This is a genomic window from Glutamicibacter sp. BS14, assembly GCF_056934375.1.
In genome coordinates this window covers 323,225-342,243 of record NZ_CM167801.1, presented here as the reverse complement: position 1 = coordinate 342,243, position 19,019 = coordinate 323,225, and the positions used below count along the sequence as shown (strand labels likewise).

19 protein-coding genes are annotated in these 19,019 nt (G+C 61.6%); 10 read left to right on the top strand and 9 right to left on the bottom strand.

Annotation, left to right across the window (positions count from 1 at the left end; genetic code table 11):
* The first annotated feature begins 104 nt into the window (after positions 1-104).
* The 5 genes from AC1Z36_RS01605 (at position 105) to AC1Z36_RS01585 (ending at position 4,793) form a co-directional block, all read left to right on the top strand.
* Complete coding sequence (locus AC1Z36_RS01605) at positions 105-1,382, top strand: peptidoglycan DD-metalloendopeptidase family protein (RefSeq protein ID WP_483561593.1); 1,278 nt, start codon at positions 105-107, stop codon at positions 1,380-1,382.
* 196 nt (positions 1,383-1,578) lie between these two features.
* Positions 1,579-2,601 (top strand): class II fructose-bisphosphate aldolase, encoded by a 1,023-nt coding sequence (gene fbaA, locus AC1Z36_RS01600; protein WP_332488809.1) that lies wholly within the window; start codon positions 1,579-1,581, stop codon positions 2,599-2,601.
* A gap of 2 nt (positions 2,602-2,603) precedes the next feature.
* The gene (locus tag AC1Z36_RS01595) at positions 2,604-3,020 is read left to right on the top strand and encodes a DUF3151 domain-containing protein (RefSeq protein ID WP_448939637.1); all 417 of its coding nucleotides are present in this window, start codon (positions 2,604-2,606) and stop codon (positions 3,018-3,020) included.
* Positions 3,021-3,306: 286 nt separating this feature from the next.
* Positions 3,307-3,975 (top strand): DUF4956 domain-containing protein, encoded by a 669-nt coding sequence (locus tag AC1Z36_RS01590; protein WP_483561592.1) that lies wholly within the window; start codon positions 3,307-3,309, stop codon positions 3,973-3,975.
* A complete protein-coding gene (locus tag AC1Z36_RS01585; protein WP_400291049.1) occupies positions 3,975-4,793 on the top strand; it encodes a polyphosphate polymerase domain-containing protein in 819 nt (272 codons plus the stop codon). Before AC1Z36_RS01590 ends, AC1Z36_RS01585 begins: the two co-directional genes overlap by 1 nt.
* An 18-nt stretch (positions 4,794-4,811) precedes the next feature.
* Here AC1Z36_RS01585 and AC1Z36_RS01580 read toward each other — a convergent pair whose 3' ends face one another.
* From AC1Z36_RS01580 to AC1Z36_RS01565, 4 genes are all read right to left on the bottom strand, one after another.
* Positions 4,812-5,480, bottom strand: a complete 669-nt coding sequence (locus tag AC1Z36_RS01580; RefSeq protein ID WP_105657909.1) for a response regulator transcription factor — start codon at positions 5,478-5,480, stop codon at positions 4,812-4,814.
* Positions 5,477-6,946, bottom strand: coding sequence for a sensor histidine kinase (locus AC1Z36_RS01575; protein WP_483561591.1), 1,470 nt, complete (start codon positions 6,944-6,946; stop codon positions 5,477-5,479). Before AC1Z36_RS01575 ends, AC1Z36_RS01580 begins: the two co-directional genes overlap by 4 nt.
* On the bottom strand, positions 6,918-7,358 hold the full coding sequence (locus AC1Z36_RS01570) for a hypothetical protein (protein ID WP_332504260.1): 441 nt from the start codon (positions 7,356-7,358) through the stop codon (positions 6,918-6,920). The genes AC1Z36_RS01575 and AC1Z36_RS01570 overlap by 29 nt, the downstream gene beginning before the upstream one ends.
* 72 nt (positions 7,359-7,430) lie before the next feature.
* Positions 7,431-7,880: an Lrp/AsnC family transcriptional regulator gene (locus AC1Z36_RS01565; protein ID WP_483561590.1), complete on the bottom strand. Its 450-nt coding sequence runs from the start codon at positions 7,878-7,880 to the stop codon at positions 7,431-7,433.
* A 163-nt stretch (positions 7,881-8,043) separates the two neighbouring features.
* On the opposite strand from AC1Z36_RS01565, the gene kynU reads away from it, so the two are divergent.
* The 4 genes from kynU to AC1Z36_RS01545 all read left to right on the top strand — a co-directional run bounded on the left by kynU (position 8,044) and on the right by AC1Z36_RS01545 (position 12,038).
* The gene (gene kynU, locus AC1Z36_RS01560) at positions 8,044-9,324 is read left to right on the top strand and encodes a kynureninase (protein ID WP_332499375.1); all 1,281 of its coding nucleotides are present in this window, start codon (positions 8,044-8,046) and stop codon (positions 9,322-9,324) included.
* A 123-nt stretch (positions 9,325-9,447) separates the two neighbouring features.
* On the top strand, positions 9,448-10,830 hold the full coding sequence (locus AC1Z36_RS01555; RefSeq protein WP_332489391.1) for an amino acid permease: 1,383 nt from the start codon (positions 9,448-9,450) through the stop codon (positions 10,828-10,830).
* Positions 10,831-10,936: 106 nt separating this feature from the next.
* Positions 10,937-11,560, top strand: coding sequence for a thymidine kinase (locus tag AC1Z36_RS01550; RefSeq protein WP_105658007.1), 624 nt, complete (start codon positions 10,937-10,939; stop codon positions 11,558-11,560).
* Positions 11,561-11,879: 319 nt separating this feature from the next.
* Positions 11,880-12,038, top strand: a complete 159-nt coding sequence (locus tag AC1Z36_RS01545; RefSeq protein ID WP_332504263.1) for a hypothetical protein — start codon at positions 11,880-11,882, stop codon at positions 12,036-12,038.
* 143 nt (positions 12,039-12,181) lie between these two features.
* On the opposite strand, the gene AC1Z36_RS01540 is transcribed toward AC1Z36_RS01545, so the two are convergent.
* From AC1Z36_RS01540 to xylA, 4 genes are read right to left on the bottom strand one after another with little or no spacing between them, the layout of a single operon-like run.
* Positions 12,182-12,715: a TetR/AcrR family transcriptional regulator gene (locus AC1Z36_RS01540; RefSeq protein ID WP_483561589.1), complete on the bottom strand. Its 534-nt coding sequence runs from the start codon at positions 12,713-12,715 to the stop codon at positions 12,182-12,184.
* Between the two features lie 33 nt (positions 12,716-12,748).
* The gene (locus AC1Z36_RS01535) at positions 12,749-14,017 is read right to left on the bottom strand and encodes an FAD-binding protein (RefSeq protein WP_483561588.1); all 1,269 of its coding nucleotides are present in this window, start codon (positions 14,015-14,017) and stop codon (positions 12,749-12,751) included.
* A 9-nt stretch (positions 14,018-14,026) separates the two neighbouring features.
* On the bottom strand, positions 14,027-15,454 hold the full coding sequence (gene xylB, locus AC1Z36_RS01530; protein WP_483561587.1) for a xylulokinase: 1,428 nt from the start codon (positions 15,452-15,454) through the stop codon (positions 14,027-14,029).
* A gap of 41 nt (positions 15,455-15,495) precedes the next feature.
* A complete protein-coding gene (gene xylA / locus AC1Z36_RS01525; protein ID WP_483561586.1) occupies positions 15,496-16,683 on the bottom strand; it encodes a xylose isomerase in 1,188 nt (395 codons plus the stop codon).
* A 130-nt stretch (positions 16,684-16,813) separates the two neighbouring features.
* On the opposite strand from xylA, the gene AC1Z36_RS01520 reads away from it, so the two are divergent.
* Positions 16,814-18,049, top strand: coding sequence for an ROK family transcriptional regulator (locus tag AC1Z36_RS01520; RefSeq protein ID WP_332488375.1), 1,236 nt, complete (start codon positions 16,814-16,816; stop codon positions 18,047-18,049).
* Here AC1Z36_RS01520 and AC1Z36_RS01515 read toward each other — a convergent pair.
* Positions 18,034-18,843, bottom strand: coding sequence for a MerR family transcriptional regulator (locus AC1Z36_RS01515; RefSeq protein ID WP_105657919.1), 810 nt, complete (start codon positions 18,841-18,843; stop codon positions 18,034-18,036). The two genes, AC1Z36_RS01520 and AC1Z36_RS01515, sit on opposite strands and share 16 nt — an antisense overlap.
* Positions 18,844-19,019: the final 176 nt, after the last annotated feature.

The following is a 19,019-nucleotide window of genomic DNA, read 5'->3' as shown; positions in this document are numbered from 1 at the left end:
ATCAAGTAAACCGTGACTTGCTGTTGCCCGGGCTGCCTCGACGCAGAAGGCCATTGGTTATATGGTCCACTTCTATCGTCGCCGCGCTCGGACTGACGGGAGCCTTGGCGATCCCGATCATGGCTCAGGCCGGTGACTCCAGGCAGGGCGATATCCCTGTAGGCATCGATGCTGTGGCAGATCCATCAATGTTCAACGGACCGGTCTACGTCAGTGCAGATGCGCCGCTGAACTCATTTGGCGGTTCCGGCAAGGAGCTGGCTATTGACGGCCGTCCCGTTGGAATGCTTGATGGCGCTGACGCGGGCTCAGAAGCGTCCGGCAATGACAACGAATCCTCAGCTCTGCTTGCGGGCATGGTCGGCGAGCTCGGCAAATTGCCTGGCGACCTGCAACTGATGCACCCGGTCAAGACCCGCAGTATTTCCAGCCCTTATGGCTGGCGTGCCAACCCTACCGGTCCTGGCAACCAGATCCACATTGGCCAGGACTACCCTATTTCCTGCGGCTCGCCGGTCTACGCTTCTGAAGCTGGAACGGTGACCGTATCGGCATGGGCTGGTCACTCCGGCATGCGCGTGACTATCGACCACGGCAGCAATGTCCAGACTGGCTACAGCCACAATTCGAAGTTGATTGCCAAGGTGGGGCAGCGAGTCGAGCAGGGTGAACTGATCGCCCTGGCTGGCACTACCGGCAACTCGACCGGTTGCCACGTGCACTTCGAGGTCATCATCGACGGCCGTTGGCATGATCCGCGCAACTACCTGCCAACCATTCCGGGCCAGCGCGAGGCGATGATTAATTCGCAGCGGCTGACAGTCAATGCGGGCAGTGCTCCCAAGGGCAACGGCTCCCGGGTTCCTGATCGGGCTCCAAGCGGCCCGGATCCAGACGTCATTGTCCCCGAGGATGACACTCCAAGCATTCCACGGCCGAAGCCAAGCCCATCGGAGTCACAGCGCCCGTCGCCGAGCGAGAGTGAAAGTCCGAGCGGTTCGCAGTCTCCAGATGGTTCACAGAGCCCGGACGGTTCGAAGAGCCCTGACAGCTCGAAGAGCCCAGATAGTTCCAAGAGCCCTGACGATTCGAAGAGTCCAGACGCTACGAAGAGTCCAGGCGCTACGGACGGACCCGAAGATCCGGATGCTACTGATGAGGTGGAGGCTCCAGCTCCAGCGCCAACGAAGCCAGAAGAAGAAGTCGCTACGGATATTCCAACGAAGTCAGATCCTGCGCCAAAGACGGATTCGTCGAAGTCGACCTCGACCGGAACCGAAACTCCGGCGGCTTCCAAGAGCTCTGCATCAGTGCCCAGCACCACGACCAAGACACAGCTAGCTCCGTCGGGAAGCACCTATGTAAGCGCAACAACCGAATAGAGAACGTAAAAAGCCAGCGGCCAACCATAATGAGACAAGCTCTCATCTGGGTTGGCCGTTTGCTTTGCGGTAAACCCCGGAATTCCCCGTGTCACGATACGAGATTTAGGGCTTAGTTAGTGACATAGCCGATAGGATGGATGGCGAACCGCCGTCAATGGAGACGCGTAACCTCGCTAATCACCAGGAGTGAAGCATGCCTATCGCAACCCCCGATAAGTACAATGCAATGATCGATGCTGCCAAGGCAGGCGGCTACGCCTTCCCAGCAGTGAACGTGACCAGCTCGCAGACTCTGAACGCCGCAATTCGCGGCTTCGCAGAGGCTGAATCCGACGGCATCATCCAGGTCTCCACCGGCGGCGCCGCATACTGGTCTGGTGCATCCATCAAGGATATGGTTACCGGCTCGCTGGGCTTCGCGGCCTTCGCGCGCCAGGTTGCCAAGAACTACGGCGTGAACATCGCCTTGCACACCGACCACTGCCCAGCGGACAAGCTGGACGGTTTCGTGTTGCCGCTGCTGGCCGCTTCGGAGGCTGAAGTCGCTGCAGGCCGCGATCCATTCTTCAACTCCCACATGTGGGACGGCTCGGCTGAGACCCTCGAAGAGAACCTGCGTATTGCTGCTGAACTGCTGCCACGCACCGCTGCCGCGAAGCAGATCCTCGAAGTTGAAATCGGTGCCGTGGGCGGCGAAGAAGATGGCGTCGAGAACGCGATCAACGACAAGCTGTACAGCACCGTCGACGATGCCCTGGCTACCATCGAGGCTTTGGGCGCCGGTGAAAAGGGACGCTACATCACCGCGCTGACCTTCGGCAACGTCCACGGCGTTTACAAGCCAGGCAACGTAAAGCTGCGCCCAGAGATCCTGAAGGATATCCAGGCCCAGGTTGGTGCCAAAATCGGCAAGGTTAACCCATTCGATCTCGTATTCCACGGCGGATCGGGCTCCTCCGAGCAGGAAATCGCTGACGCTGTTGCCTACGGCGTGATCAAGATGAACATCGACACCGACACCCAGTACGCATTCACCCGTCCGGTCGCAGGCCACATGCTGGGCAACTACGATGGCGTGCTGAAGATCGACGGCGAAGTTGGCAACAAGAAGACCTATGACCCGCGCGTTTGGGGCGCCAAGGCTGAAGAGTCCATGGCTGCCCGCATCGTTGAAGCTGCCCAGCAGCTAGGCTCGGCCGGAAAGTCGCTGAAGTAACCATGGTCGGAGAAAACCTGCTGGGTATCCCGGAAACCCTGCTTCCGGAAGAAACCGAAGTGCTGGCACGCTATGAAGCCGGTGATGAAGCCACGGACTTGGCGGCAAAATTCCCTGCCTCGTCACTGGTTTGGGCGCTGCTTGCCAACGAAGCGCACAGTGAGGGCCGCGTAGTGGAGTCGTACGCGTTCGCACGAGTTGGCTACCACCGAGGCTTGGACTCGCTGCGCAAAGCCGGCTGGCGCGGACAGGGCCCTGTGCCTTGGCGCCATGAGCCAAACCGCGGCTTCCTTCGCTCGCTCTATGCGCTGGGCCGTGCGGCCGCAGCCATCGGCGAGACTGAAGAAGTCGACCGCATCGGCAAGTTCCTGAACGATTCGGATTCGACGGCCAAGGCTGAAATCGAAGCTGGCAAGTAAGCGATACTCCAACCGCTAACGGCGGCTATTCTCGCAAAGAGAATAGCCGCCGTTAGCTGTTTAACGCTTCGAGGGCATGCTCAAGAAATAAGAGAACTCGGGTGCGCGGAAGCTGAGTAGAACCAGCCAGACGGCACCCTCTCCGTCAGCAGAAGGCAAACATGCAAGTCAAGACCTATTCAGTAACATGAGGGCGTTCTCATGATGTTCTACTTTTAGACTCATTTAGTTCACCTAAAGTTCATAAAGAAGGGATCATCACTTCACACTTTTGAAAGGGATAGCAATGTTGTCATTCTGGACGGGACTAGCCTCAAACGTCATCGGCATTACGGTTCTGGTGTACTTCGTATACTTCCGCCGCCACTTCCGCCGCGACCTCGTGCTCGCATATATCGCCTTGAGCATGGGAATCTTCGCGGTCACCTTGCTGCTTTCAGGCAGCGGCGCAGGCATGGGGCTGGGGCTGGGGCTCTTCGGCATCCTCTCAATCATTCGCCTTCGCTCAGACACGCTGACCCAGGAAGAAGTCGCCTACTACTTCATTTCGCTGGCCATTGGTTTGGTCAACGGCCTGCACCCGGATCCGGCATGGTTGGCTCCGTCGGCCACCGCAGCCCTCGTGCTAGTCATGTTCCTGGCGGATCACCCGAGCTTCGCTCCGCGCACCGAGCGCCAGACTGTGACCCTGGAACGTGCCTACCCGAAGAAGGCGGATCTGCAGGCTGCATTGGAAGAACTGCTGGATGCCAAGGTGCTGCGAACAGTAGTTGTCGAGCTGGATATGGTTCGCGATCTGACCATCGTTGATGTCCGCTTCCGCACCAACATGGCCGGAGGCAAGTCCACTGCTAAGGCCAGCGCATCCGAGACCTTCTCCGGCACTTATGAATTGGCGAACAGCCAGTCTGCACCGGCAGCGCAGAACGGAGCCAAGCAGGAGACGTGGTCCTGATGACGACATATGCGGCCAAGGGAGCGGACCTCGTCGTCTCCCAGGCGCGAGCCGCTCTCGAAGAAGCCGTCATCGGCCGGGAACCGATCAGTCTCGAAGACGTGATTTCCGAAGCCGCGCTGCAGACCCGAGTCGACAAGAAGTTCCTGCTGGCCCCAGAGGAGTTCACGGCATTATCCGAGCGCTTGGGCGATCAATTCAAGATCATGCAGATCGATGGCCTGCGCACCTTCCGCTACGAATCGGTGTATTTCGATACCGAGGACTACGACCAGTACCGCGCCCACCGCCAGGGGCGGCGACGGCGATACAAGGTGCGCTCGCGCACTTATGCTGACACCGGGCTGTCGATGTTCGAGATCAAGACCAAGGGGCTTCGCGGCTCGACGGTGAAGCACCGCGTCGAGCAGGATCTGGACAGCGCCGGCGAGCTGACCGAAGAGAATCTCGAGTTCCTGGAATCGGTCCTGCGCAGCGAGTACGGGCAGGACGTGCCCCAACTGCAACCTGTGCTGGACAGTGCCTACCGGCGTGCAACTTTCGTGAACCCCATCGATGGCGAACGGCTGACCTGCGACGTGGAACTGGAATACGCCAACGGCGATTCGAGGGTTGACGGACCGGACCTGGTTGTCGTGGAGACCAAGTCCGCTGATGGCCGGGGCGCGTCGGACCAGGCCTTGGCCGAGCTGGGCATCCGAGAGGTATCGATGTCCAAGTATTGCATCGGCATTGCACTGCTGAACCCGCAGCTGCCGGCCAATCGCTGGAGCCGTTTGCTCCAGCAGAGCTTCGTTCCGGACCCGACGTTGCGCTAGATTCCGTGCAGGATTCGGCTAGCGCTCGGAGGCGAGTCGGTAGCCGAATCCGCGTACCGTCTCAAAACGTTCCGAGCCGAGCTTGTTGCGCAGGTAGCGGACATACACATCCACCACGTTGGACCCTGGATCGAAATCATAGCCCCAGACCCGGGAAAGCAACTGCTCGCGGCTGAGCACTTGGCCGGGGTTGCGCAAGAAGGCTTCGGCCAGCGCGAATTCACGCGCGGAAAGGTCGACTTCGCGCTCATTGACCGTCACCCGGCGGCGCAGCAGGTCCATGTTCAGGTCTTCGTGGGCCAGTGAGGAAACCTCGGGTGCGTTGTCCTCGGCGCGCAGGCGCAAGCGCACCCGCGCCAGCAACTCATCGAAGTGGAATGGCTTGGCCATGTAGTCATCGGCACCGTTCTGCAGGCCGGCTACCGTGTCTTCCACGCTGCCGCGTGCGGTCAGGATGATCACCGGAGTATCGATCTGCGCGGCGCGCAGACGCCGCAATACCGAGAAGCCGTCTTCATCCGGCAGGCCGAGGTCGAGGATGATCAGCTCATGGTCACCGTCAATGGCCTGGGTGAAGCCATCATGCCCGGTTTCTGCGATGGATGAGGTCAGTCCCGCAGCACGCAGCCCCTTGGCTACGAACGAACTGATTCGCGGTTCATCTTCAATGATCAGTATCTGGCTCATGCTTCCTTGCTTCCAGTCGTCAACGGCATGTCAATGTAGAACGTCGAACCCTTGCCATGTTCCGAGTTCACCCACACGCGTCCGCCGTGGGTCTCCGCTATGGCCTGCACGATGTTCAGCCCCAGGCCGGACCCCGAAGAACGAACAGAGTTCTGGCCCCGTCCAAAGCGCTCGAAAATACGTTCAAGATCTTCAGCCTGGATGCCCACGCCCGCATCGGATACCCACCAGCGCAAGGTGGTGTTGCCATGCCCATCGCGCACGATCTCGTTGCCCAAGCCGATACGGCTATCCGCAGCAGAGAACTTCACCGCGTTGGCGCAGAGCTGCAGCATGGCTTGGGTGGTCCGGACCGGGTCGAGAGCCACGGTGGCCTCGGTGCGGTAGTCCACGCGCCACTGGCGAGGCCCCAGGCCGCGGGCCTTGTCGAGGATGTCGTCAAGCAGCTTGCCGACTTCTGCCGGCTCCACCTGGAGAAAATCCGTGCGGTTGGACTTTGCCAGGGTGACTAGGTCATTGATGAGCAAGGACATGCGCCCGAGCTCGTCCATGGCGATATCGCGGCTCTGGGCAACGTCGTCCGGATCGTTGGGATCCATCAGTTCCAGATGCCCGTTGATGATAGTCACCGGCGTGCGCAGTTCGTGCCCGACATCATCAAGCAGCTGGCGTTGGGAGCTGAGCGCACCTTCAAGGCGATCCAGCATTTCGTTGACTGTGACCGTCAGTTCAGCGAATTCGTCGTTTCCGGAAACTTCAATGCGCTGGGATACGTCGGTCTCCGAGATCTGCTGCGCGGTAGTTTGCAGGCGGCGAATCGGGTCGAGCATTCGTCCAACCACAAGCCAGGCGGCCAGTGCGGCCACGAGCATGACCGAGGCGCCGACGGCACCATAGATCATGAAGTTGCGGTCGTTGGCGATGGCCTCGGCAGAGTAGTCATAGGCCAGCACGAAGGCGCCATGCTCGTGGTCTGCAGGGAGGCTAACCGGAACAACGACGGCGCGGTAGGTCGTGATGTCCGTGTCGACAGTTCCCAAGCGGATATGGTTGGCGTCCTGGACGCTTCTGGCCCATTCGAGGAATTCCGGATCATCTTCCAGTCGGGTGTTGACGATATCCGGTGCGGTCCAACGCACCTCGTCACCAACCAGGGAGAGCATGCCCTGCTTCGGGGAGGGCAGGGTGCGTTGCATTGCGATATACAGCAAGTCTTCGGCGTGCTTGAAGCGTTCCATGGTTCGCGGATCGACACCAGTATCGGTGAGAACTTCGAATTCCTTGACGGTGCGGGTCAATGACTCGTCGAGGCGTTCATTCAGTTCGTGGCGTTGAACCGCAAAGCTCGCGGTACCCGCTGTCAGCAGGGCCAGGCCTACCAGGAGCATCATGCCGGTCAGGACCCGTGCTCGGATGGACCAGCGGCGTTCTGGCGCTCTAGTCATCGTCGTCGTCATCGTCGTCATCGTCGTAGTCGTCGTAATCGTCATCGTCGTCGTCATCATCGTCGTACTGGGTGCCCGAAGGAGGCAGCGGAACGACGGTCTTCTTTGGCGGTGCCGGTGCTGGAGGTTTCGGCTTGGGCTTCGGTGTCGGGGTAGCGCTAGGCTTAGGCTTTTCCGAGGTTTTCGGCTTGGCGGAGGTGCTCGAGCTGGAAGACGGCTTTTGGGATCCAGTCGCTGGGGCAGAAGGCGAGGAGGAGGGGCTGTTGGGGGTGCCGCTCGTCGGAGACGGAGTTGCTTCTTCGAAGATGAACCCTTCCCCGAGGTCCTGGTCCGCCGGACCTTCCAAGGCTTGGCTGATTCCGAAAGCGCCAAGAAACACGACTGCGATTACAGCGATTGTCGCAAAGACGCGGCGCAAAGCTTCCTTTCCCATGTTTTTCATTGTGGCTGAAATAAATGAGATATAGATGAGAGACGCCGTTAGATGACAAAAAGCCTGTCTCGGCTAAGCCAGGTGCTCGAAGATAATTACCGTCTGGGTGGATGAGAACGCGCGGTTGGAGCCCAAGTGCGCGGCCACGAATGCCCGTAGGTCTTCGATGCTTCGGGTAGCCACCCGAACCAGCAAATCCGGCGAGCCGCCAAGAACGAAGACTTCCTTGACCTCGGCGAGCTCTTTGAGCTGATGCGCCGAGGAGAGCAAGCGGTCTCGGGCTGTGGACGAGACCACAATAGAGATCATGGCGTTGACGGCAACACCAAGAAGACGCTCATTGATCGCGGCATGGTAACCGGTGATCACCCCCGCCTTGGAGAGTGCTTTCACCCGGCCCAAGCAGGTCGATGGCGCCAAGCCGACTGTGGCAGCCAAGACGTTGTTGGCAATTCGAGCATCCTTGCTCAGCTCGGTGAGAATGCACAGATCCGTTTCGTCGACGCGAACAGGATTCGGCATGGCATCGCCTTGAACCGTCCATAATGAACCTGCCACGGCTAATCAACTCAATTCTTTGGAAAAGTTTGGATCTGGTCGCACTATATCGAACTAGATTCTACGATGGATGCACCAGGGAGAACGGAAGTCCTCCCGCTTTGATCTTGGCCGAACAGGAGATCCAATGACCACGGAACTGACCCGAGAGTCCCTTGCCCAATTGGACGCGGCAGACCCGCTGGTGGCCTTTGGCAACCGCTTCAACCTCCCGGAAGGCGTCATCTACCTCGATGGCAACTCATTGGGCGCGTTGCCGAAGGGTGCAGCCGAACGCGCCGCCCAGGTGGTGACCGAAGAATGGGGCCAGGGCCTGATCCGTTCCTGGAACACCGCCGGCTGGTTCGAGATGCCGCTGAAGCTCGGCGACAAGCTGGGGCGGTTGCTGGGCGCGAACCCCAGCGAGACTGCGATCACCGATACCACCACGCTGAATCTGTTCAAGGCCTTGGCCTCGGCACTGCGCACACAGAAGGCCGATGCCCCGCAGCGCCGGGTGATTCTCACCGAACGAGACAATTTCCCCACGGACATCTATATCGCCGAGGGGTTGGCCGACCTGGTCAACTCGCTCTCGCAGGAAACCGGTGTGGCCTATGAGGTGAAGCTCATCGATGGAGAGTCCTCGCTGCGCGCCGCACTGGACGAAACTGTCGCCGTGGTTGCCCTGTCGCATGTGAACTACCGCACCGGTTCCATGTGGGACATGGGCGAGACCACTGCAGCCATCCACGGCTCCGGAGCCCTGGTGGTCTGGGATCTGGCCCATGCCGCAGGTGCAGTACCGATTGACCTGAATGCCGCAGATGCCGACTACGCTGTGGGCTGCACCTACAAGTACCTCAACGGCGGCCCGGGCTCTCCGGCTTTCATCTGGGTCAATGCCCGCCACCATGAACGTTTCTGGCAGCCGCTGTCCGGCTGGTGGTCGCACAAGTCGCCCTTCGAGATGGCTGACAGCTACACGCCAGCAAATGACATTCGCCGCTTCATGTGCGGTACCCAGCCGGTTACTTCACTGGCCATGATCGAGGTCGGCCTGGATATCGCGCTGGAAGCGGACATGGACAAGGTGCGCGCCAACTCGCTGGAGCTAGTGGACCTGTTCATCGAGCTGGTTGAAACCCGCTGCGCCGGCTACCGCCTGGAACTGGTGACTCCACGCGAACATGCTGCTCGCGGCAGCCACGTCAGCTTCCGCCATGAGCATGGGTACGAAATCATCGCTGCGCTCATTGACCAGGGCGTCATCGGGGACTACCGCGAACCGGAAGTCCTGCGCTTTGGCATCACCCCGCTGTACCTGACGCGTACCGATATCTGGGATGCCGTGGAGAAACTGCGTGAAATTCTGCACACCAATGCCTGGCAGCGCGAAGAGTACGCCGTGCGTAATGCCGTGACATAACGCAAATTCCGCCGCTTTCGGGTCTTGGTGCGCCGAAGCCGGCGAATCTGCGCGAGAGTAACCTTAACAGCAGCACGGCATTTTCGATGCCGTGCTGTTCGCATAGGTCTAAAGGGAGCATCGTTGGGCAAGCAGCCGGTACGCGCCACTGAAGTCGGTTCGGGTTTGAAGAAGTCGCTGACTCCTGGGCAGATGTCCATGATCGCGCTGGGCAGTGCCATCGGCACCGGTCTTTTCGCGGGCAGCAAGCTCGCGATCGCCATGGCCGGTCCCTCGGTGATCATCAGCTACCTCATTGGCGGGGTCGTCGCCTTGCTGGTCATGGGCGCATTGGCGGAAATGACCGTAAAGCAGCCGGTGGCCGGTTCCTTCGGGGTCTACGCAGAACGCTATCTTGGACGTTTCGCCGGGTACCTGACCAAATACCTGTACTGGTCTGCGCTGATCTTCGCCGTGGGCACCGAAGTCAGCGCGGTAGGCGAGTACATGCAGTACTGGTTCCCCGAGATTCCAGGGCTGGTTTGGGTCCTTGTCTTCTCGGCTGCGCTTTTGGGCGTGAACTTCTCCAGCGTGAAGATCTTCGGAACCACCGAATACTGGTTCTCCGCGATCAAGGTCTTCGCGGTGGTCGCGTTCATCATCATTGCCCTCTGGCTGGTGTTCCACGACCCCAGCGACCAATACGGGTTCCATAACTACTCGGCCGAAGGCGGCTTCTTCTCCAATGGCCTGTTCGGCATGTGGACCGCTGTCATCGTGGCGATCTTCTCCTACATGGGCATCGAGGCGATCTCCATTGCCGCCGCAGAAGCAAAGAACCCCAAGATTGCCGTACGCAAGGCCTTCAAGGTCTCCTTCCTGCGCTTGCTGCTCTTCTACGTGTTCACCATGGCCCTGATCCTCGCGGTGGCGCCCACCAGCGAACTGCTGGCCGGAGGATCGCCATTTGTCACTGTGATGTCCCAGATGGGTATCCCGTTCGCCGATTCGGTACTGAACTTCGTGCTCATCATTGCCGCGCTCTCGGCCATGAACGCCCAGCTCTATGCGGCAACCCGCATGCTGCATTCGCTGGCCGATTCCGGGCACGCGCCGCGCCTGGCACACCGGACCAACAGCGCGGGCGCTCCTATCCACGCGGTGTGGATGTCTGCCGGAGGCATCGCCGTGGCAGCACTGGTCTACGCGCTGGTTCCGGAGGGAGGCTTCGGCATCATGATGTCGCTGGCTACTTTCGGTGCCCTGGCGACGTGGTTCATGATCCTGGTGACCCACGTGTCCTTCCGCCGCCAGGTGCGCCTGGACCGGGCCGTCCTGGAGTACAAGCTGCCAGGCTACCCGGCCGCGTCGATTTTCGGCTCGGTACTGCTCGGCGGCCTGCTGGTGACCTCGTTCTTCGTGCCGGAATTCAAGTACACCCTGATTTTCGGTGTTCCCTTCGTCATCGTGATGTCGGTGCTCTACAGGCTGGTTTTCGCCGGCAAGAAACAGCCTGCGGTGAAATAGCAGGGCAATCGTCCGCGGTGCCGGTTCGCTGGCGATCCGCGGCGCGGGCACTAAGATCTTAAGGGGCCTGCCAGTTGGCAGGCACCGCAACTTTCGAGGAGCAATGGTGGCCAAGCTGTATTTCCGCTACGGAGCGATGAACTCGGGCAAATCCACGAGCTTGCTGCAGGCTGCCTTCAACTACGAAGAACGCGGCCAGCGTATCCTGCTGGCCAAGCCGGGAGTCGACACCAAGGGCGAGAAATCAATCGTTTCCCGCCTGGGAATTGAACGGGAAGTCGACTTCAGCGTGGGGCCGGAAGAGAACCTCCGCGAGAAGTTCGCGGCCCATTGCCTCGGCGATGACCCTGATGCCTTGCTGCCGCATGTGGATGCGCCGCCGGTAGCCTGCCTGCTGGTCGACGAGGTGCAATTCCTCTCCCGCACCCAGGTCGATGATCTGCTGCGCATCGCCGTGCTCGATGATGTCCCGGTGCTCGCCTACGGTATCCGTACCGACTTCCGCACCCGCGCCTTCCCGGGGTCGGCACGCTTGATGGAACTGGCGCACTCGCTTGAAGAGCTGAAGACCATCTGCCGTTGCGGGCGCAAGGCCATGTTCAATACCCGCAGATCAGGTGACCACATTGTTTTTGACGGAGACCAGGTCGCCATCGACGGTGAAGAGGTCTGGTACGAGTCGCTGTGCGCTGCCTGCTATTTGGAAGCATCCGGCGGCAAGCTGAGCTAGCTCAGCAGCCTTTCGGACCGGCAGCCAGCGGCCGGTCTGCCCAGTGGCGGCTAGTCCGGTAGCAGTCGAGTGCCGCGTTGCGCCGATAGGCAAGACCGTGCGCGCACCGATCGATGCGCTCCTGTGCCGGACAGTGAAACATATGCCCGGCATCGGACAAGCGCGGGAACGATACGACCAGCTCGAAGAGCAGAATGGAAATTCATCCCGCTGGCCTTGCCTCCGGCTCATCAGGATCCCTCGAAGGCGCAAAACCCATGGCGGAAAGAACGGCCTGCGTCCGGCCGCAAGCACATGCCAGCGGTTCCAGGAGGGAGCCGTGAACAAGGAATTGACGCATGATGCGATCGAGCAAGGGCGTACTGCCGGAGCTGTTGCCATGGCAGTGCTCCACGACCTGGCGCGCAGGACGCCCAACCGTACCAGGATTTCGCGCAGCAACGGATCGCCGCCGCTCGGATGTGCGGCAAGCCAGTGATTGCGCGTTGGGTGGCTGATATGCCTTGGCCGAGTTCGCGTACCTGGAGATCCAGTGCAAAGCAGCCTGGTTGCTTGCCGCCTCGGTGCAGGAAGCGAAGGACTATCTGGCAAGTTTGGTTGAGGACGTCCCGGCGCGAGGAGTTAGCTGATGAGGCCGGCAACGGCCCGCTGCAGGCCCCAGTCGAAGCCATCAGCCAGTGGTGCGTCGACATCGAGCTGCACGAGGTTTTGGCGGTAGGCAACCGAGCCGAGCACGTGGTTCAGCAAAAGCTGCTGGCCATGGCGGGCATTTTCGGCAGGTAGCCCCGCTGCTTCCAGCAGGGTGCGAAGCTGCAGCACCGGCTGGAGCTCGGTGGCCTGCATTGCGGTGGCGACTTCGATGACCTCGGGGCTGTCCTGGATCGGCAGCAACGCGAGGTAGAGCTTGCGCGCCAGCTGCAGGATTGCCTCGGATGGGGAATTGTAGTCCTCGGCATCCACCGACAGCGCAGGGGTGTTCAGCAGCTGGGCGGCAACCTGCGCCAGCAGCTCCTGCTTGTTCTTCACATGCCAGTAGAGCGCACCGACCTGGACATCGAGTTCCTTGGCCAATCGGCGCATCGACAAATCAGCCAACCCGAACTGTTGCAGGATGCCGACCGCGGTGTCCACGACCGTTAACTGAGTCAATGCCATGGTGACAAGTCTAGTCGCAACGCCTGTGCGCGCTCAGGCTCCAAACACCGTGCGGTCCAGGAAGTCGTTGCGGAACTTGCCGGACGGATCCAGGCGCTGCGCCAATGCAATGAAGTCGTTGAACTTCGGATACAGCCCGGCCAGCTGCGCGCCGGTGGCTGCGAAGAGCTTGCCCCAATGCGGACGTGCCGCAAAAGGTGCCAGCGCTTCCTCGATCCGTGGAAGGAGCGCCTCGACAGCCTCCTGCTGGGGCTTCCACGTGAAGTGCAAGGCGATGCCGTCACGGCCGTAGTTTCCACTGAGCCACAGGTCATCGGCGGCAATGGTGCGCACTTCCGAGACCAGTAGCAGGGGAGTGATGGCGGGAGAGAGCCTGCGGACAGCCTGGATCGCTTCGACAGCGTGCTCGCGCGGAATCAGGTATTCGGTCTGCAATTCATCGCCGGCACTGGGGGTGAAGTCCATGCGGAAATGCGCCAAGCGATCCGACCATGCACCGGCCTGGCCCAACTGGATGCTGCAGATCCCGCCATCGGCGCCGGGCAGCGGGTGCAGCGCAGCGGTCGCCGGGAACCCTCCGAATCGGCCCTGGTCAATATGCTCTACCAGCGCATCGCCGACGCGGCGCTTGAGCCAGGTCTGGCCCACCTGCTCGCCGCTCCAGTCAGTGAACAGGCTGACGCTGTAGGCCGAAGCCTGGATGGTGTCGAAGCCGTCGAGCACCTTGTCCCAGGACAGATCCTGGTAGACGGTCTGCTGCACCTCGAAGCTCGGCAGGATATCCAAGGTGAGGTGGGCCAGCACGCCCAGCGCGCCCAGGCCGACCACGATCCCTTTGAAATCCTCGTCGCCGCGCTGCACGCTCAGTTGCGAGCCGTCGGCCAGCACCAGTTCCACTGCGCGCACGGCGGTGGCGAGGTTGCCATGGGTTTCGCCCGAACCGTGGGTTCCGGTGGATACTGCGCCGGCAACCGAGATATGCGGCAGGGAGGCGAGATTGTGCAGGGCGTAGCCGGCGCGTTGCAGTGCATCGGCCAGGGCGCCGTAGGTGGTGCCGGCGCTGACGCGCACGGCCATGGCCAGCTCATCAATCTCGATGGCTTCCGGCATCTTGGCCAGGGTGATCATGGTTTCGCCGGTATCGGCGATGTCATTGAAGGAATGGCGGGAGCCCAGGACCTTCACGGCCTTGGCTGCGCGAACAAACTCCTGCAGCTGCTCGAGGCTGGCGGGATGCAGCAGTTGCGCGGCCCGGTATTCAAGATTTCCGGCCCAGTTCAGTTCCTTGTTGCGCAGTTCCACGGCTAATCCTTACTTGTCGAGCCACTGGCTGGAAACCAGTGCGCGATAGCGTTCCAGTATCTGCGGGGCCAGTTCCATCGCTGGGACTTGGGCAGTGCCCTGGGCCCAATTGGGGAATTCCCCGGCCAGTACGCCGGCCGCCTGGCGGGCTGCGCCATCGGCGACGTATTCGCCCGGGGCCGGGATCAAAATTGGCAATCCCAGGATCTGGGCGGCGATCTGCTGGACCGCGCGGGACTGCGCGCCACCTCCGACAAGGATGATGCGCTGCGCTTCAACCCCTTGGGCTTCCAGTGCGCGCAGGCCGTCGGCTAGCGAGCAAACCACCGCTTCCACGGCGCTGCGGGCCAGATTCGCGGCGGTGTAGTTGGCTCGGGTGATGCCATGCAGCGAGCCGGTGGCCTCTGGCAGGTTCGGGGTGCGCTCGCCGTCGAAGTAGGGCAGCAAGGCCAGCCCGTCGCTACCCGGGACGGCGGATAGTGCCAGGTCATTGAATTCTTCGAGGCTGACCTGCAGCAGGGTGGCGGTGGCATCGAAGATGCGGGTGGCATTCAGGGTGCATACCAATGGCAGGTAGTTGCCGGTGGCGTCGGCGAAGCCTGCCACCAGGCCGGAGGCATCTGCCGATGGGGAATCGGTAACCGCGAAGACGGTGCCGGACGTGCCCAGGGACATGACGACGTCGCCCACCGTGGCGCCTACGCCCAAGCCGGCCGCGGCGTTATCGCCCGCCCCGGCACCGATCAGTGCGCCGGAAGTGGTGCGGCCAATGGATTCCAGCGGGCCAGCGACCGTAGGCAGAATCGGGGCGTGGCCCAGATGCTGCTCCAGCGCCTCGTAGTCATAGGCGTTTTCGGCGGCACGGTAGTAGCCGGTGCCCGAGGCATCCGAACGATCGGTGCGCAGGGCGGCCAGCCCTGCTGCCCCGGAGCCCGGGCCGTAGCCGGCCAGGCGCCAGGACAGCCAGTCGTGCGGCAGGCAGACGGCAGCGACCTTGGCCGCGTTCTGGGGCTCATTGTCCCTCAGCCAGCGCAGCTTGGTCAGCGTGATCGAGGAGACCGGGACGGTGCCGGTGCGCTGTGCCCAGTACCGGGCACCCGCCGCGGCATCGCCCTGGCCTGCCTCGGTGTTGATCTGGCTGGCCGCCTGCGCGCTGCGGGTGTCGTTCCACAGCAGTGCCGGGCGGATCACCGCACCGCTGGCGTCGAGCACCACCATGCCATGCTGCTGCCCGCCCACCGAGATGGCGTCCACGTCGTCCAGGCCCCCGGCCTGGGCGATCGCTTCCTGCAATGCGCTGAACCAGGATTCCGGATCCACTTCGGTGCCATCGGGGTGCGAGGCACGGCCGGAGCGGACCAGGGCGCCTGTTGCGGCGTCGCGGATGACCACCTTGCATGACTGGGTGGATGAATCTATGCCGGCAACGAGCGTCATTGTTCTTCGGCTGCTTTCTGCGGTGGGCGGGGGTGAGCGGTCTAGCGGGCGTTGAGCAGGTGCTCGATAGCCAGCTGGTTCAGGCGGATGAACGCGAAGTTGCGCTGCGCCGCGGCGTTGGCGTCGAAGTCGGCGAAGCTTGCCGCATCGTTCATCAGCTGCGCTGCGGTTTCGCCAGCGTTCAGGGTAGTTTCGCCCAGTTCGAAGACACCGGAAAGCTTCATGGCTTCCTGTACTTCTGGATCTGCGCGGAATGCCTGTGCGCGTTCCTTGAGCATCAGGTACATGGACATGTTGGCCTTGGCCGAGTCCCAGACGCCATCGTAGCCGTCGGTGCGCGATGGCTTGTAGTCGAAGTGGCGGGGGCCATCGTACTTCGGTCCGCCGGTCGGGAAGCCGTTCTCCAGCAGGTCGACGGTGAAGAAGGCGCTGGTCAGATCGCCGTGGCCGAAGACCAGGTCCTGGTCGTACTTGATGCCGCGCTGGCCGTTGAGGTCGATGTGGAACAGCTTGCCTGCCCACAGCGCCTGGGCGATGCCATGGGTGAAGTTCAGGCCAGCCATCTGCTCGTGGCCGGTCTCCGGGTTCAATCCGACAATGTCCCCGTGTTCCAGCTTCTCGATGAAGGCCAGGCCGTGGCCTACGGTTGGCAGGAAGATGTCGCCGCGTGGCTCATTCGGCTTCGGCTCCAGCGCGATGCGCAGGTTGTAGCCTTTTTCCTTGATGTAGCCGGCTGCGGTGTCCACGCCTTCGCCCATGCGGTCAAGTGCCGCGGCCAGGTCCTTCGAGCCGTCGTATTCGGCGCCTTCGCGGCCGCCCCACATGACGAAGGTTTCGGCGCCCATTTCGGCTGCCAGGTCGATGTTGTGCAGGACCTTGGCCAGCGCGAAGCGGCGGATCGAGCGGTCGTTGGAGGTGAAGCCGCCATCCTTGAATACCGGGTGGCTGAACAGGTTGGTGGTCACCATCGGGACCTTTAGCCCGGTTTCTTCCAGTGCTGCGCGGAAGCCGGCCAGGATCTGCTCGCGCTGCGAAGCGGTGGCGTCGAAAGGAATCAGGTCGTTGTCGTGGAAGGTGATGCCGTAGGCGCCGAGCTCGGCCAGCTTGTGGACAGCTTCCACCGGATCCAGGTTCTTGCGGGTGGCGACACCGAATGGGTCGGCACCGGTCCATCCCACGGTCCACAGTCCAAAAGTGAAGCGGTCGGCGGGGGTTGGCTGAAGAGTCATGGGATGCATCCTTGGATCGGAGGTTGGCTGATGCCATTTAGTTTATGTCCTGAACTATATGGGTGGTGATGCGCTAGAGTCAATAGCGAGCAGTGAACGATTCGTCCCAAAAAATTCTCAAGGAGAAGGCATGCGCCAACCAGCGTCTAGCGCCCGTGCCGCAAGCTCTTCGGCCCCGGGTAACGTCGGAGACGTGCGCAAAGCCAACCTGGCCAGGGTCCTATCGGTGATCGCAGGCGCAGGGGAAGACCAGCGGTTATCACGCGCCGATATCGCCCAACTCAGCCAGCTCACCAAGGCCTCGGTCTCCAGCCTGGTCGCCGATTTGCTGGCGGCCGGACTAGTTATCGAAATTGGCGTGCACCGCGACGGGGAACGCGGGCGGCCCTCGGTGGGGCTCATCCTGAACCCCGCACGCTGTGTCATGGGCATGGAAATCAACGTTGACTACATAGCCGCCGGGCTGGTGGACCTCAGCGGCAAACTGCTGGCACACGAAATCCTGCCCAGTGCCAACCACAGCTCAACAGCCAGCGAAGTGCTCGCTGCGCTGGGAGAGCTGAGTCAAAGGCTCCAAGCTGCCGCCCGGGCCCAAGGGCTAATGATTCTCGGCGGCGGGTTGGCTGTTCCTGGTTTGGTCAACGAGGAGCGGTACACCGTCCTGCAGGCCCCTAACCTCGGCTGGGAGCGGCAAGACCTGGATGTCGCAGCATTGCTGCCCGACGCCAAAACCCGCTTCAGGCTCTTTAACGAAGCCAACGCCTCAGCGCTGGCCCAGCAGCAGTTGATGGACGTCCAAGAACGCGACTTCCTGTTTGTCTCCGGGGAAGTGGGCATCGGTGGCGGATTGATAATCGACGCTGAACTTTTTGCCGGTCCCCAGGGACACGCCGGTGAACTCGGGCATGTGGTGATTGCCCCCGAGGGCAGGGCCTGCAGCTGCGGCGGTCGTGGATGCTTGGAAACCATTGCCGGGCAGGAAGCGATCCTGGCTGCCGCTGATCTAGGGGCGATGGTCGATAGCGCCTCGCGCCAACGGCGGATCCACCAGCTATTCCAAGCGCTGGAAACCGGAACCGAACCCGCGCTGAGCGCGGTAGCCGAGGCCGGAAAATCCTTGGGAATTGCGGTGGCCTCGGCCATGCGCCTGTATGACGTTTCCACGGTAGTCTTTGGCGGGCACTTTGCCGCCCTGGAACAGTGGCTACGTCCTGCCATGGAAGCCAGCCTCCAGATGCACGCGCCGAGCATCGCCGGCCAGGCTCGACTGCTGTGCTCGCCGCTGGGCCAAACAGGTGCGCTGGTCGGTGCCGCGCGCAGCGTGGCGGGGGACCTGTTGGAGGCCCCGCATCAGCTGGTGGGTTGAGAAACGCCTACCGGCTGCTGCAGTTCGGTCACCCAATCACCTTGGTCTTCGGAGATGGCACGCACGTAGACTTCGCGGCACGGACCGGTCGGAACCAAACCGCGGGCTAGGACTTCTTCGTGCACGGCCTGCCAGCTTTCATGGATGGTGTCCATGGAGCCGAGGTGCACTCCGCAGATGGCTTCGGGCACCGCGGGGAGCTCGATGATTTCGACATCGGCGAGGTTGGGAGCGTTAGTGGCGTATCCGGCAATGACCTCTACTCCATCCTCAGTTCCGTTGTATTGCGCAATGGGCGTGGCAAGGCTCTGGCCCTGAATGGACTGCGCGATTCTGTCGAAGAGCGGGCCGATGCGACCAGCGATTTCAGGTTGCTCGGACACCGTGAAGCGGCCTGCGGCCAAGCGCACTGCGGGCAGTGGCTTGTGGATGATTTCAATGCGTGACATGAGATTCTCCTTTGAGATCAGGCGCAGGCGCCGTTGCACATCCTGCAGCCGCTGCGTGGCCAGCCGGTGTTCGGCCTCGACCTGCGCGGCACGATTCTGCAAGTGCTCAGCAATCTTTTCCGCGGTGGCTCCCTGATCCAGGATCAGGGAAACCTCTTCCAGGCCGAAACCCAGCTCGCGCAAGGCCACGATCTGATGCAAGCGCTGGAGCTGGGAAGGGTCGTAGGAACGGTAGCCGCTGCACGGGTCTACGTGGGCGGGCTTGAGCACCCCGGCGGTATCCCAGTGCCGCAGCATGCGGTGGGTAACCTGGCCGATCTGCGCAAACGCCCCGATGGATAGCATGCTTCAGTTCTCCGCCCTCACACTGTGTCAGGGTCAAGCCCTTGGCTGGTTTTGGAATAATTGTTGCATCGCGAGAGTTCTCCCGGGCGGTTTTGACGGCCGGCAAAGTTCCGGAATCTCCGAGCAGCTACGCATGAATCCTTGGATGAGGCAGCAGCTGGCTATAGTCTTCCAGG